Genomic DNA, 12785 nt, shown 5'->3' on the forward strand with positions numbered 1-12785 from the left:
AATACAGGTGGACGATATGGACCAGCGCGTTAAGCCGTCGCCGGAGGAAATCCGGCGGGCGCGAGAAGAAAATCCGAAAATGCGGGAGCGCGATCTCTCGGCGCAATTGGGCATTTCGGAAGCGGAACTGGTCGCGGCGCATTGCGGCATCGGCGCGGTGCGAGTCGAGCCGCGCGTCAACGACCTTCTGACCGGCCTCGAGGCGGTCGGCGAGGTGATGGCGCTGACCCGCAACGAAAGCGCCGTGCACGAGAAGATCGGCGTGTACGACAAGGTCGTCACCGGCAACCACAACGCCATGGTGCTTGGCGAAAACATCGACCTACGCATCTTCCCGAAGGTCTGGGCGCATGGCTTTGCCGTCGAGAAGCGCGAGGGTGACGAAATCCGCCGCAGCCTGCAGTTCTTCGACGCAGCGGGCGAGGCGGTGCACAAGGTGCATCTGAAGCCCGCATCCAGCCTCTATGCCTACCAGAAGCTGGTGGCGAGCCTCGAATCGTCGAACCAGGAGCCGACCGTCGCGATCCTCCCAAGCGCCGCGGAAGGGGAGGGCGAGGCGCAGGGTTCGGTCGCCTCGATCGGCGACCTACGCGACCGCTGGAGCCGGTTGACAGATGTGCATCAGTTCTTCGGCATGCTGAAGACGCTGAAGCTCAGCCGTCGCGAGCGGTGCGTATGGTGGGGCAGGACTATGCCTGGCTGCTCGACAATGATGCGGTAAGCGCCATGTTCCATCACGCCGCTGCAGGCGGGATGCCGATCATGTGCTTCGTGGGCAACCGCGGCTGCATCCAGATCCATTCCGGCCCGATCAAGTCGGTCAAGCCGATGGGACCATGGATCAATGTGCTCGACGAGACCTTCCACCTGCATCTGAGGACCGACCACATCCACGAAGTCTGGGCGGTGCGCAAGCCGACCAAGGACGGCCATGTCACCTCGCTGGAGGCCTACGATGCCAATGGCAGCATGATCATCCAGTTCTTCGGCAAGCGCCATGAAGGCGAACGCGAGCGGGAAGACTGGCGTTTCCTGGCCGAGAACCTACCGCGCATTCCCAGCCCCACCGCTGCATAAGGTAGGACCCAATGCGCTTTGTTCTCAGTTTCCGCGCGGCCCTTACGCCGATGCTCGGTGTCCTGCTTGCCCTCGCTATGCAGCCTGCCAAGGCGGAAGAAGGCACGACCGTCTTTTCGGACACCTCGCGGATCGCCTCCATAGGCGGCTCGATCACCGAGATCCTCTACGCGCTCGGCGAGGAGGGCCGTCTCGTGGCCCGCGATTCGACCAGCACCTATCCCGAGGCGGCGGCGAAGCTGCCGGATGTCGGTTACATGCGCGCGCTGTCGCCCGAGGGTGTCCTGTCGGTCAATCCGACCGGAATCCTGGCGCTGCAGGGCAGCGGCCCGAAAGAAGCGGTCGACGTGCTGAAGAAATCAAGCGTGCCTTTCATCGAGGTGCCGGATCACTTCAACCATGAGGGCATCCTCGAAAATATCCGCATCGTCGGCAAGGCGCTGGGCGTCGAGGCCAAGGCCGAGAAGCTCGCCGCTGAGACGGACGCGAAGCTGACGGCCGCCGAAAGGCAGACGGCCTCGATCAAGGACCGCAAGCGCGTGCTGTTCGTGCTGTCGACCCAAGGCGGCAAGATCCTTGCAGCCGGCAGCGACACCGCGGCCGACGGCATCATCAAGCTTGCCGGTGCGGTCAACGCGGTCGAGGGTTTTTCCGGTTACAAGGGGATGACGGATGAGGCGATCGTCAGCGCCAAGCCGGATGTCATCCTGACGATGAAAGGCGGCGGGCCGCCGATCTCGGAAGACGAGCTGTTCGCCAATCCTGCCGTCGCCTCGACACCGGCTGGCACGAACCGCAAGATGATCAACATGGACGGCGGCTATCTGCTCGGCTTCGGCCCGCGCACGGCGGAGGCGATCCACGATCTCGCTGTTTCGATCTATGGCAACCAGGTCACGGACTGAGCGGCGGTGGCCGAACAGTCCATAGCAGGTGTGGGCAGGGTGATGGCGGCCGAGGGCGATCGCTCGGCGCGGGCAAGGGTCGTCATCGCGCTCCTGTGCCTGGCGCTGACCCTTTCGGTGTTCCTGTCACTGACGTCGGGCGCTTCGGATGCGTCCGCCGTTCGCGTCATTCGCGACTGGTTCACCGGGGCCGCTCCGGGGGATGCGGCGCTTGCCGCGCGCGACCAGCTGATCGTCTATGACATCCGCATGCCGCGCGTGCTGCTCGGCGTGCTGATCGGCGCCGCGCTCGCCGTCTGCGGCGCGGTGATGCAGGGCCTGTTCCGCAATCCGCTTGCCGATCCCGGTTTGGTCGGCGTTTCCGCCGGCTCCAGCCTCGGCGCTGTGGCGATCATCGTGCTCGGCACCACATGGCTTGCGCCCTTCACGCTCGCATTCGGCACGCTTGCGCTGCCGCTCGCGGCGTTCTTTGGCGGGCTCGCGGTGACGTTGCTGCTTTATGCCATCGCCACGCGCCAGGGACGGACCTCAGTCGCCACGATGCTGCTTGCCGGCATCGCCATCAGCGCCCTTGCCATGGCGCTGACAGGTGTCCTCATCTTCATGGCCGACGACCGGCAGCTGCGCGACGTGACCTTCTGGCAGCTCGGCTCGCTGGCCGGCGCGACATGGCCGAAGATCGGCACCGTCGGGCCGGTGATCATCCTGGCGCTGGCCGCGATGCCATTCCTGTCGCGCGGCCTCAACGCGCTGGCGTTGGGCGAGGCGACCGCAGGCCATCTCGGCATCCCGGTGCAGCGGTTGAAATACATCGCGATAGTCGGGGTGTCGGCGGCGGTCGGCGCTTCGGTCGCCGTCAGCGGCGGCATCGGTTTCATCGGCATCGTCGTGCCGCATGTCCTGCGGTTGGCGATCGGACCGGACAACCGCTATTTGCTGCCGGCCTCGGCGCTGCTCGGCGCATCGCTGCTGCTTATTGCCGACGCGGTCGCCCGCACCATCGTCGCGCCGGCCGAGCTGCCGATCGGGATCGTCACGGCGGTCGCCGGCGCGCCGTTCTTCCTGTGGATACTGCTGCGCAAGCGCGGCGTCATTGATCTGTGAGCTTGCCATGATCGAAGCGCGCGACATCTCCGTGACGATCGGCGGCAAGCGCATCGTCTCGCATGTCGATTTCGCGGCGCGGCCCGGCGAGGTCTCGGCGATCGTGGGGCCGAACGGGTCCGGCAAGACGACCTTGCTCAAGGCGCTGACCGGCGAGCTCGCTTATACCGGCACCGCCACGCTCAACGGCCGCGACCTGTCCGCCATGAAGCCGGTCGAGGCGGCGACGCTGCGCGCGGTGCTGCCGCAGGCCACGGCGCTGTCCTTCCCATTCACGGTGCGCGAGATCGTGCGCCTCGGCCTGATCGGCGGGCGCTCGGGCGTGCTGCCTGGCGAGGATGCGCGTTTGCCCGAGCGGGCGCTGGCGCGCGTCGACCTCGACGGCTTTGCCGGCCGCTTCTACCAGGAGCTTTCAGGCGGCGAGCAGCAGCGCGTGCAGCTTGCCCGCGTGCTCTGCCAGGTCTGGGCGCCGGTGCTCGAAGGGCGGCCGCGCTATCTCTTCCTCGACGAGCCGGTCTCCAGCCTCGACGTGAAGCACCAGCTCATCATCATGAACATCGCCCGCGATTTCGCCCGGCGCGGCGGCGGCGTGGTGGCGATCCTGCACGACCTCAATCTGACGGCGATGTATGCCGACCGGATTTTCGTGCTCTCTCGTGGCAAACTGGCGGCCGCCGGTGCACCGGCGGATGTGCTGAACGATGAACTGATCGAGAAGGTGTTCGACTGCAGGCTGAAGGTCGGCGCGCTACCCGAAGGAAGCATGCCGTTCGTGTTGCCGCAGTCCGCCGCCTAGGCTGCAGGGGCGCGCTGCTCCAGCAGGTCGATGCCCAGCAGGTGGCGCACATTCGGGCGCGCGGCGATCAGGTCGGCGATCGTGTAGCGGGAAAGCACGGCGAAGAAGGCGTTGAGCGCCTCGCGCAGCGCCGAATTCAGGGCGCAGCTGTCGACCAGCGGGCATTCGGCGGCGTCGTTCTCGAAGCACTCGGCCATGGCGAAGCTCTCTTCGGTGACGCGCACGACATCGAACAGGCTGATCTGCTCGGCCGGGCGGCCGAGCCTGACACCGCCGTTCCTGCCGCGCACGGTTTCGACAAGGCCGGCCTCGACCAGCGGCTGCAGGATCTTGAACAGGAAGAGTTCCGACACCGAATAGGCGGCGGCGATCTCGGGGATGCGGCTCAGCCTGTCGGTATTTGCGGCGCAATACATCAGGATGCGCATCGCATAATTGGTCTGGCGCGTGAGCCGCATGGTATCCTCGCGAAATATTAGCTTAAGCCGAATATGGCCCATAGTTTGGAACAATTCCAGACTGGACTGGCACATAGCTGAATAATCGTGTCAACTTTTTGTGCGGGCCGGGCGGATGGCGGCCCGATTTGCCCTCCTGTGCTTCGGGCGAGCGTTTCGCGGGCGCAGGCATAAAGCGCGTCGCGCTGAAGCGGATTCAGGCGACGCGCTTTAAGTCTTTGTTTTTATGCATGTCGTTTTCCCAGAACCGCTGCGCACTTTTGGGCGACATGCACTAGATAGAGGCGGGTGCAAACAGGAAACGGCCTTTTCATGTCTAAATCAGCTCCGGCTCTCGCGCCGGTTCGATTCGACGCAGACGCGCAGGCAAAGCTCTCGGCGCTGCGGCGGACCAAATTCATCGCCGCGGCCGCGCTCGCGCTGTGCATCCTTGTCTTCGCGCTGGCGAAGTCCTTCCAGGCTGCCTATCCGTGGCTCGGCTTCGTCGCGGCCTTCGCCGAGGCGGCGACGATCGGCGGCATCGCCGACTGGTATGCCGTGGTGGCGCTGTTCAGGCGGCCGCTCGGGCTGCCGATCCCGCACACCGCCATCATCCCGGAGAACCAGCACCGCATCGCCGACAATCTCGGCCGCTTCATCGAGGCCAATTTCCTGGCGCCGGAGCCGGTGCGCGAAAAGCTCGCCGAGGTCGACTTCGCCGCCCTGGTCGCCGACTGGCTGGCCGACGCCGAGCGCGCCGCCGGCCTGTCGCGGTTCGTCGCGCGGCTGGTGCCGCAGACATTGACCGCGGTGGAGCAATCCGGGCTGCGCGGCTTCGTCACCAGCCGCATGCTGGAGCAGATCGAAAAGGTGCCGCTGGCGCCTTTGGCCGCCGACCTTCTGTCGGCGCTGACCGACGACCGCCGCCATCAAAAGCTGTTCGATGAGTTCACGCGGGTGGTCGGCCGTTTCCTCAAGGACGAGCAGGCGCTGGCGACGATGCGCGAGAAGATCCGCGAGGAATTGCCGTCGCTGTTCAACCTGTTTCGTGCCGATACCTATCTGTTGAAGAAGATCGTCGCCTCGGCGGGCTCGCTGCTGGATGAGGTCAGGGCCGATCCCGATCATCCGATGCGCGCCGAATTCGATCGTTTCGCGCTGGGCTTCATCGAGCGGCTCAGGACCTCGAAGCAATATGCAAGGCGCGCCGAGAAGCTGAAGCGCGATTTTCTCGGCCGCCCGGAGGTGAGGACGCTCGCCGGCGATGCGTGGGCGAGCCTGCGCCTGTTCATCGAGCAGGACGTCAATGCGCCGAGTTCGACGATACGCGAGCACCTCGCGAACATGTTCGTCGAAGTCGGCCGGCATCTGGCCGACGACGCGCAGATCAGGGCTGACATGAACCAGGGCTTTGTCGTGGCGCTGGCCTCGTTTGTCGAGAGCCAGAAAAGCGGGGTATCGACATTCATCGCCGACCAGGTCAAGCGCTGGGACCTGGCGCAGCTGACTCGGCTGATCGAGACGAATATCGGCAAGGATCTGCAATATATCCGCTTCAACGGCATGATCATCGGCGGGCTGGCCGGCTTGGCGCTCTATACGGCGGAGCGGCTGTTTCTGGTCAATTGACGCGGGCCTAACTGGCACTATTCTCCTGCTGGCACGCCGCAAGGGCAGCAAAACGGGAGGCAGGGCATGGCAAAACAACCGGAATCCGACTCGTTCTTCGACATGTTCAGCAGGTTCGGCCGCGACCTGAAACTGCCGAATGTCGATGTCCAGGCGATCCTCGATCATCATCGCAAGAACCTCGAAGCTCTCGAGAAGTCGGCGAAGGCAAGTGCGGCCGGCGCCTCCTCGGTGCTGGCGAGGCAGCATGAGATGGTGCAGAATGCCATCAACGAGGTTACGCGGATGGCGCAGAACTACCAGGCGCCCGGCAACCCGCAGGACCTGATGAGCAAGCAGGCTGAATTTGCCCGTAAGTCGTTCGAGACGACGCTGAAGAACGCCAGCGAAGTGGCTGACCTTGTACGGAAATCCAGCACCGAATCGGTCGAGATTCTGCGCGACCGGATCAGGGATGCGATGGCGGAAATCCGCGCCGGTTACGAAAAGAAATAGGCTGTCCGGCGGTTTCGAGCCCATCATAGACCGACATGCGGTGCAACCGGCGCAGGCGCTCGAGCGTTCTGGCCTGCCCTAAAAGCATCAACTCTACCGGCGAAAATCGCGGGGCGGCGAATTGACAGAGGCTGCCGCTTCATGGTCGGGAGATAGGCAAAAGTGACGGGAAAGCCGGAATGACCGAACCACGGCGGAGAACGCCGCCGACTTTTGAACAGTTGCGCACAATGTCCGGGCAGGAGCTCGGCGTGTCCGATTGGACGACGGTCGACCAGCGACGCATCGACCAGTTCGCCGAGTGCACGGGCGACCATCAGTGGATCCATGTCGATCCCGAGCGGGCAAAGCGGCAGAGCCCGTTCCGCACCACGATCGCGCATGGCTATCTGACCCTGTCGATCATCGGCGCGCTGGCGCTGGAGATGGGCATCGTGCCGGAAAACACGCAAGCCGCCTTCAACTACGGCTTCGACAAGGTGCGCTTCCTGGCGCCGGTCAAGGCCGGGGCGCGCATCAGGCTGCGCACGACGCTGCTTTCCATGGAGGATCGCGGCCCCGGCCAGTATCTTATGAAGGCCGCCAACACCGTAGAGATCGAAGGCGAGCAGAAGCCGGCGCTGACCGCCGAGACGCTGGTGATGATGTATGAGCGCCGCAAGCGGGCAGGCGCTTAGAGGCCGTTTGGAAATTCTACTCCGGCAGCCATCTGGGGGCGTTTCTGCGCTTCCGGTGCTCACGGACGCAGAGTCCGCTCCGCTCCGGTTCTCGAAACCGCACCAATGACTCGCCAGAGCGAATTTCGAAACAGCCTCTCGGCCGTAGTCAACCATGATAGCCAAGGCAGATAGCGCCTAGCGCGACAACGCCACAGGCCGCAATGCGCTTCGGCGTCAGCGTCTCGCCCAGGAAAAGCCGTCCGATCAGCACCGCGAAAACCACGCTCGTCTCGCGGATGGCCGTGATCGGACCGGCCGGCCCGAGCGCGAAGGCCGCAACCACGGCGCCGTAGGCAATCAGGGCGAAAATCCCGCCGCCAAGCGCCTTCAGCGCGTCCGGTGAACGAAAGTCCACCGTGAGCTTGCCGCGGCAGATGATGAACGTGACCGGGAGCAGCACGCCGTAGGTCAACAGCACCCAGGCCGTGTAGGCGCCCGAGCTTCCCACCGAGCGGACACCGATGGCATCGACCGTCGCATAGGCCGCGATGATCACGCCGGTCGCCAAGGCATACAGGATTGATTTGGTCGCCGCGCGCCCTTTGCCAAGGGAAAGGCTCATGATGCCGAGCGCGGCGAGGACGACGCCAAGGGTCTGAAGCGTGCTCAGGCGCTCGCCGGCCAGAACGAAACCACCAACCGTCACCAGGAGCGGCACAGAGCCGCGAACGATCGGGTAGACCTGTCCCAATTCACCGTAGCGATAGGCCGCCACGAGAAAGAGGCTGTAGCCGACCTGAAGGCAGCCCGAGAGAACGATATAGGGCCAGGCCGATGACACTGGAAGGGGATGGAAGATCGCCAGCGGAATGGCGGCGATCGTTGCCGAGAAGCTCATGACCGTGACGGTCCACAGTCTGTCGCTGCCGGTTCGCAGGAAGGCATTCCAGCTGGCGTGCAGGATCGCGGCGAACAGTGCCAGGCCAATGACCGTCGCGCTCATCGCGGTCTCCCCGGCGCGGCGAGGATGGCCATTGCCGCCTTGCGGGCGTCGCGAATGGCGGAGTCTGGCTGCCCCATCCGGGCCATCAGCGTCGCGCCCTCGATCAGCATTAGCAGGGCGGCGGAAGTGCTGTCGGCTTCGTCGGTGGGCATCGTCTCTTCGAGGATCAGCCGCATCCGGCGCTTGAGGTCGTTCTTCTGCCTGGCGGCGGCCTGAAACACCGGGTGCGCCGGATCGCCGAACTCGGCCAGGGCATGCGCGAATAGACAGCCGTGGAAGTCGGCGCTGTGGAACCAGCGACCGTACCAGTCGAAGATTATGCCGATTTTCCGTTCGGGCGTGGCCGCCTGTTCGGCGAGACGGTCGAGTTGACGTTCGAAGCGCCCCGCACGGTAGGCCAGGACCTCGACCATCAAATCGTCCTTGCTGGGAAAGTGCCGGTACATGGTCATCTTGGCCACGTCGGCTTCGGCGATGATGCGGTCGATGCCGGTGGCGTGGAAGCCCACGCGCTTGAACAGGCCATAGGCGGTTTCAACGATATGCTGGCGCTTGTCGGTTCTGGCCGGTTCGGTCATGATAGTGGCGGTGATGAGACAGGTCTGTCTATCTACGCCTGCGCGACGAGGCCTGTCAATTGCCGGTTGGACCGGAGGCGGGAGGCAAGCGCGACGGGCCTCCGGCTTCGAGCCCGGTCGCACCTACGCGGCTTTGCGGCGGAGCCGCCATCGCGTTATTTAGGGCCCTGAAAATGCGCTGATCTTCGCATTGCGCCACGTTGAAGCGCATGAAGCGGCCGGCGGTGTGCGACAGGCTGAAGGCGTTGCCTGGCGCCAGCACGACATTGTCCGACAGCGCATTGCGCGCGACTTCCGCCGCGTCGATGCCGTCGGGCAAGCGGCACCAGAGGAACATGCCGGCAGGCTGGTCGATCCAGGGCGTGATGCCCATCGCCTTCAGCCTGCCGGCGGTCTCGGCCATGGCGCGCGACAGGCGCGTGCGCAACTGCTCGATATGCTTGCGGTAGCTGCCGTCCTTCAACAAGGTCAGCACCAGGTGGGCCGACAGCCGCGCACCGCCGAATGTCGTGGCGATCTTGAGATCGGTCAGGCCTTCCATCCAATCGGGTGGCGCCGCGATGAAGCCGCAGCGCACCGAGGCCGACAGCGTCTTGGAGAAGGAGCCGATCTGGACAACGCGCTGCAGCCCGTCGAACGCCGCGAGCCTTGGGGCAGCGCTGTGCTCGAAGTCTGCGAAAATATCGTCCTCGACGATGGTGAGATCCGCCTGGTCGGCGAGCTTCAGCAACCGATGCGCGGCGACCGGCGACAGGATCGCGCCGGTCGGGTTGTGGATGCCGGAATTGGTGATGTAGAGGCGCGGCCGATGCTCGGCGAGCGCCGCGGCGAAAAGCTCGATATCCGGTCCCGAAGGCGTGTAAGGCACGCCGACCACTTTGGCCTGATGGGCGCGCATCAGAGCATGAAAGTTGAAGTAGCAGGGATCGTCGACCAGCACGGCATCGCCGGGCTCGATCAGGAAGCGGCACAAAATGTCGATGGCCTGGGTGCCGCAGTCGGTTAGCATGATCTGGTCCGGCGAGACCTCGACGCCATGCTCGGTCATGCGCCTTGCCAGCAATTGGCGCAGCGGCGCTAGGCCAAGCGGCGTGCCATAGTCCGCTAGCGCCACGTCGTCAGCGCGCGCCGCGCTGCGCAGCGCCCGGCGCAAGGCAGCCTGCGGCATCCAGGACGCCGGCAGCCAGCCGCAGCCGGGCTTCAGCATCTCCTCGCCGGCTTCGAGCGATTGCCGCGACACCCAGAGGGGGTCGACGGCGCGGTCAAGCCGAGGGCCGATCTTGGCGAGTGACAATGGCGCAAGCTGGCCGGCGGCGTAGAAACCCGAACCCGGGCGCGAACGGATCGTGCCTTCCGCGGTGAGGCGCTCATAGGCTTCGACCACGGTCGACTTCGAAACCTGCATGGATTTGGCCATGGCCCGTATCGACGGCAGGCGGGCTCCGGGCGTCAGCGTGCGCGCCGCGATACGCTGGCGGATCGCCGCCATGACGGTTTCGACGAGGGTGGCGCCGCTGGCATTTGGGCCTGATGTGTCCATCTGTACTTCCCTGCCGACCATTACAGTTTTGTGGAATTGTACTCCATTGTCTCTGGCGACACCATGGCCTGCGCCGGTAGGGAAGCGCAAACGGAGCAGATCATGGAAAAGAGTTTCGACGGCTGGCTCAGCGGCTTCATCGGCGTGCTGATCTTCAGCGGATCGCTGCCGGCGACGCGGCTGGCGGTGATGGATTTCGACCCGACCTTCCTGACGGCGGCACGGGCGGCGATCGCCGGCCTTCTGGGGATCGCGATGCTGCTGCTGTTCCGCGAGAAACGTCCGGAGCGAGGGGATCTGGTCTCGCTGGCCGTCGTCGCGCTGGGTGTCGTGGTCGGCTTCCCGTTGCTGACGGCGCTGGCGTTGAAGCATGTCACCTCGGCGCATTCGATCATCTTTGTCGGCCTGCTGCCGCTGGCGACCGCGATCTTCGGCGTGCTGCGCGGCGGCGACCGTCCGCGCCCGGCTTTCTGGCTGTTCTCGTGCTTTGGCAGCGCTTTGGTCGCCAGCTTTGCCCTGGCGCAAGGCGTGACTGCCTCACCGGTCGGCGACGGCCTGATGCTCGGCGCCATCATCGTCTGCGGGCTGGGCTACGCCGAAGGGGCCAAGCTGTCGCGCAAGCTCGGCGGCTGGCAGGTGATCTGCTGGGCGCTGGCGCTGTCGCTGCCGGTCATGCTGGCGTTGAGCTTCGCGACGCTGCCGCCATCCTTCGCGGCCGTCGGTTCGAGCGCCTGGATCGGGCTCGGCTATGTCTCGCTGTTCAGCATGCTGATCGGCTTCGTGTTCTGGTATCGCGGCCTGGCGCAAGGCGGCATAGCCGCCGTCGGGCAACTGCAATTGCTGCAGCCCTTCTTCGGCCTGGCGCTGGCGGCGAGCCTGCTGCACGAACAGGTCAGCCCGATGATGGTGGTCGTCACGCTCGGCGTCGTGGCATGCGTGTTCGGGGCGAAGAGGTTTGCACGGTAGACGCCTACTGATTTGCTTTGACGCAATTCCGGACGGAAAACCGTTTCACACTTTTCCTGGAATTGCTCAGAACTTCGTCACGACCCCGATGCCAATGCCCTCGAAGCCACCCATCGCCATCAGGGCCGCGGGCGCTTCCTCGAGGCTGATCTTCTTGCCGACCAGCAGTTCGGGCTTGAGCTTGCCGGTGCGGATCATCTCCATCATCGCGGAATAGCGATAGGCCTGCATGCCGTGGCTGCCGAGGATCTCGAGCTCGAAGGCTATCACCTTGTCCATCGGCACTTGCGGGCGGGCATGTTCGCCCAGCATCAGCCCGACCTGAACATGGCGGCCGCGCCGGCGCAGGTTCGAGATCGAGTTGAACGAGGTGGTCGGGTGTCCCAGCGCGTCCATCGACATATGCGCGCCGCCATTGGTGATCTGCTTGACGGCCTTGACCACGTGCGGCGTCGTCGAGGCGTTGATGGTCGCCACCGCGCCGATCTTCTTGGCGAATTCCAGCTTCTCGTCCGTGAGGTCGATGGCAATGACGTTAGCGCCAATGGCGCTGGCGATCATGATCGCCGACAGGCCGACGCCGCCGCAGCCATGCACGGCCACCCATTCGCCGGGGGTCACCCGGCCCTGGTCGACGATGGCGCGAAACGAGGTGACGAAGCGGCAGCCGAGGCTTGCCGCGGTAGCGTATTCCATCGCGTCGGGCAGGCGCACGAGATTGGTGTCGGCATGCTCGATGCCGACATATTCGGCGAACGAGCCCCAGCCGGTGAAGCCCGGCTGCGTCTGGTGCTCGCAGACCTGATGGTTGCCGGAGGTGCATTCGAAGCAGCGGCCGCAACCGACGGCGAAGGGGACCGTGACGCGGTCGCCGGCCTTCCAGCGGCTGACCTGCTTGCCGGCGGCGACGACGACGCCGGCAAGCTCGTGTCCGGGAACATGCGGCAAGGTGATGCCGTCGTCATGGCCCATCCAACCATGCCAGTCGCTGCGGCAAAGCCCGGTCGCCTCTACTTTCATGACGACGCCGTCCGGGGCGGGCTTTGGATCCGGCACGGTCTGGATGGTCGGCGTCTCACCGAATTTTTCGAAGACAACGGCTTTCATAGGATTGCTTCCATATATGTCAGTTCAATGGCAGGTGGCTGGACGACGATCCGAACTAAGGTGGCAACGGTGGTCGGTCTAGAAGGGGCTGCCGCTTGCGAACCCATTCATCGGCCTCGGCATCCCATGGCCAAACGCCGGAGGTTGTTGGAAAAATTAGCTGCATGATCCGGAAATCCGGCCCGTCGTAGAACCAGATATTCCAACCGAAATATTCGGGATAGTGGTCCGGGTGGACCGCACCGAACTGACAGTCGAAGCCACCTCCCAGGAAACCCGACGCCCGCTCTCCGATGCGGAACCTCTCGCCGCCGCGCACGCGTCTGCAGTACTCATTGACGATGGTCATCGAAAGCTCCGGCTTGAGCCCGATGACGACCAATCAGGGACGCCAAAATTGTGCTCTATCCCGACCGAGTATGCGAATGGCGGATTCTCGTCCTCCTCCAGCACATAGAGGATATGACACCCGAACTCGTCGATGTCGGC

The 12785-nt window shown here is 64.6% G+C and carries 13 protein-coding genes and 1 pseudogene; 8 read left to right on the top strand and 6 right to left on the bottom strand.

Going from position 1 to position 12785, the window contains the following annotated elements; all coding sequences use genetic code 11:
- Positions 1 to 16 precede the first annotated feature (16 nt).
- From EJ072_RS27920 to EJ072_RS27935, 4 genes and pseudogenes are all read left to right on the top strand, one after another.
- Positions 17 to 1077, top strand: a pseudogene (locus tag EJ072_RS27920) (hemin-degrading factor).
- Between the two features lie 11 nt (positions 1078 to 1088).
- Positions 1089 to 1982 carry a hemin ABC transporter substrate-binding protein gene (locus EJ072_RS27925; RefSeq protein WP_126082227.1) on the top strand — a complete coding sequence of 298 codons (894 nt, stop codon included), beginning with the start codon at positions 1089 to 1091 and terminating at the stop codon, positions 1980 to 1982.
- Between the two features lie 6 nt (positions 1983 to 1988).
- Positions 1989 to 3086, top strand: a complete 1098-nt coding sequence (locus tag EJ072_RS27930; RefSeq protein ID WP_126082228.1) for an iron ABC transporter permease — start codon at positions 1989 to 1991, stop codon at positions 3084 to 3086.
- A 7-nt stretch (positions 3087 to 3093) separates the two neighbouring features.
- Entirely contained in the window at positions 3094 to 3882 is a 789-nt protein-coding gene (locus EJ072_RS27935; RefSeq protein ID WP_126082229.1) for a heme ABC transporter ATP-binding protein, read from the top strand.
- Here EJ072_RS27935 and rirA read toward each other — a convergent pair.
- Positions 3879 to 4340 (bottom strand): iron-responsive transcriptional regulator RirA, encoded by a 462-nt coding sequence (gene rirA / locus EJ072_RS27940; RefSeq protein ID WP_040982432.1) that lies wholly within the window; start codon positions 4338 to 4340, stop codon positions 3879 to 3881. The two genes, EJ072_RS27935 and rirA, sit on opposite strands and share 4 nt — an antisense overlap.
- A gap of 312 nt (positions 4341 to 4652) precedes the next feature.
- On the opposite strand from rirA, the gene EJ072_RS27945 reads away from it, so the two are divergent.
- The 3 genes from EJ072_RS27945 to EJ072_RS27955 all read left to right on the top strand — a co-directional run bounded on the left by EJ072_RS27945 (position 4653) and on the right by EJ072_RS27955 (position 7120).
- Entirely contained in the window at positions 4653 to 5948 is a 1296-nt protein-coding gene (locus tag EJ072_RS27945; RefSeq protein ID WP_126082230.1) for a DUF445 domain-containing protein, read from the top strand.
- Between the two features lie 66 nt (positions 5949 to 6014).
- A complete protein-coding gene (gene phaP, locus EJ072_RS27950; protein WP_126082231.1) occupies positions 6015 to 6443 on the top strand; it encodes a TIGR01841 family phasin in 429 nt (142 codons plus the stop codon).
- Positions 6444 to 6622: 179 nt separating this feature from the next.
- Positions 6623 to 7120 carry a MaoC family dehydratase gene (locus EJ072_RS27955; RefSeq protein ID WP_095815407.1) on the top strand — a complete coding sequence of 166 codons (498 nt, stop codon included), beginning with the start codon at positions 6623 to 6625 and terminating at the stop codon, positions 7118 to 7120.
- Between the two features lie 148 nt (positions 7121 to 7268).
- Here EJ072_RS27955 and EJ072_RS27960 read toward each other — a convergent pair whose 3' ends face one another.
- Genes EJ072_RS27960 through EJ072_RS27970 form a run of 3 tightly spaced genes read right to left on the bottom strand, consistent with a single transcriptional unit; the run spans position 7269 to position 10223 of the window.
- Positions 7269 to 8105, bottom strand: coding sequence for a DMT family transporter (locus EJ072_RS27960; RefSeq protein ID WP_126082232.1), 837 nt, complete (start codon positions 8103 to 8105; stop codon positions 7269 to 7271).
- Positions 8102 to 8683: a TetR/AcrR family transcriptional regulator gene (locus EJ072_RS27965; protein ID WP_126082233.1), complete on the bottom strand. Its 582-nt coding sequence runs from the start codon at positions 8681 to 8683 to the stop codon at positions 8102 to 8104. The genes EJ072_RS27960 and EJ072_RS27965 overlap by 4 nt, the downstream gene beginning before the upstream one ends.
- Before the next feature lie 55 nt (positions 8684 to 8738).
- Positions 8739 to 10223: a PLP-dependent aminotransferase family protein gene (locus tag EJ072_RS27970; RefSeq protein WP_245467010.1), complete on the bottom strand. Its 1485-nt coding sequence runs from the start codon at positions 10221 to 10223 to the stop codon at positions 8739 to 8741.
- Between the two features lie 102 nt (positions 10224 to 10325).
- Between EJ072_RS27970 and EJ072_RS27975 the strand changes: the two genes are divergently transcribed.
- Positions 10326 to 11189: a DMT family transporter gene (locus EJ072_RS27975; RefSeq protein ID WP_126082235.1), complete on the top strand. Its 864-nt coding sequence runs from the start codon at positions 10326 to 10328 to the stop codon at positions 11187 to 11189.
- A 66-nt stretch (positions 11190 to 11255) separates the two neighbouring features.
- Here EJ072_RS27975 and EJ072_RS27980 read toward each other — a convergent pair whose 3' ends face one another.
- Together EJ072_RS27980 and EJ072_RS36420 are read right to left on the bottom strand one after the other, a co-directional pair.
- Positions 11256 to 12296, bottom strand: a complete 1041-nt coding sequence (locus tag EJ072_RS27980) for a zinc-dependent alcohol dehydrogenase family protein (RefSeq protein WP_126082236.1) — start codon at positions 12294 to 12296, stop codon at positions 11256 to 11258.
- A gap of 55 nt (positions 12297 to 12351) precedes the next feature.
- Positions 12352 to 12645: a DUF4262 domain-containing protein gene (locus EJ072_RS36420; RefSeq protein WP_210211612.1), complete on the bottom strand. Its 294-nt coding sequence runs from the start codon at positions 12643 to 12645 to the stop codon at positions 12352 to 12354.
- Positions 12646 to 12785: the final 140 nt, after the last annotated feature.

This window comes from Mesorhizobium sp. M2A.F.Ca.ET.046.03.2.1 (genome assembly GCF_003952425.1).
Taxonomy (GTDB): Bacteria; Pseudomonadota; Alphaproteobacteria; order Rhizobiales; family Rhizobiaceae; genus Mesorhizobium.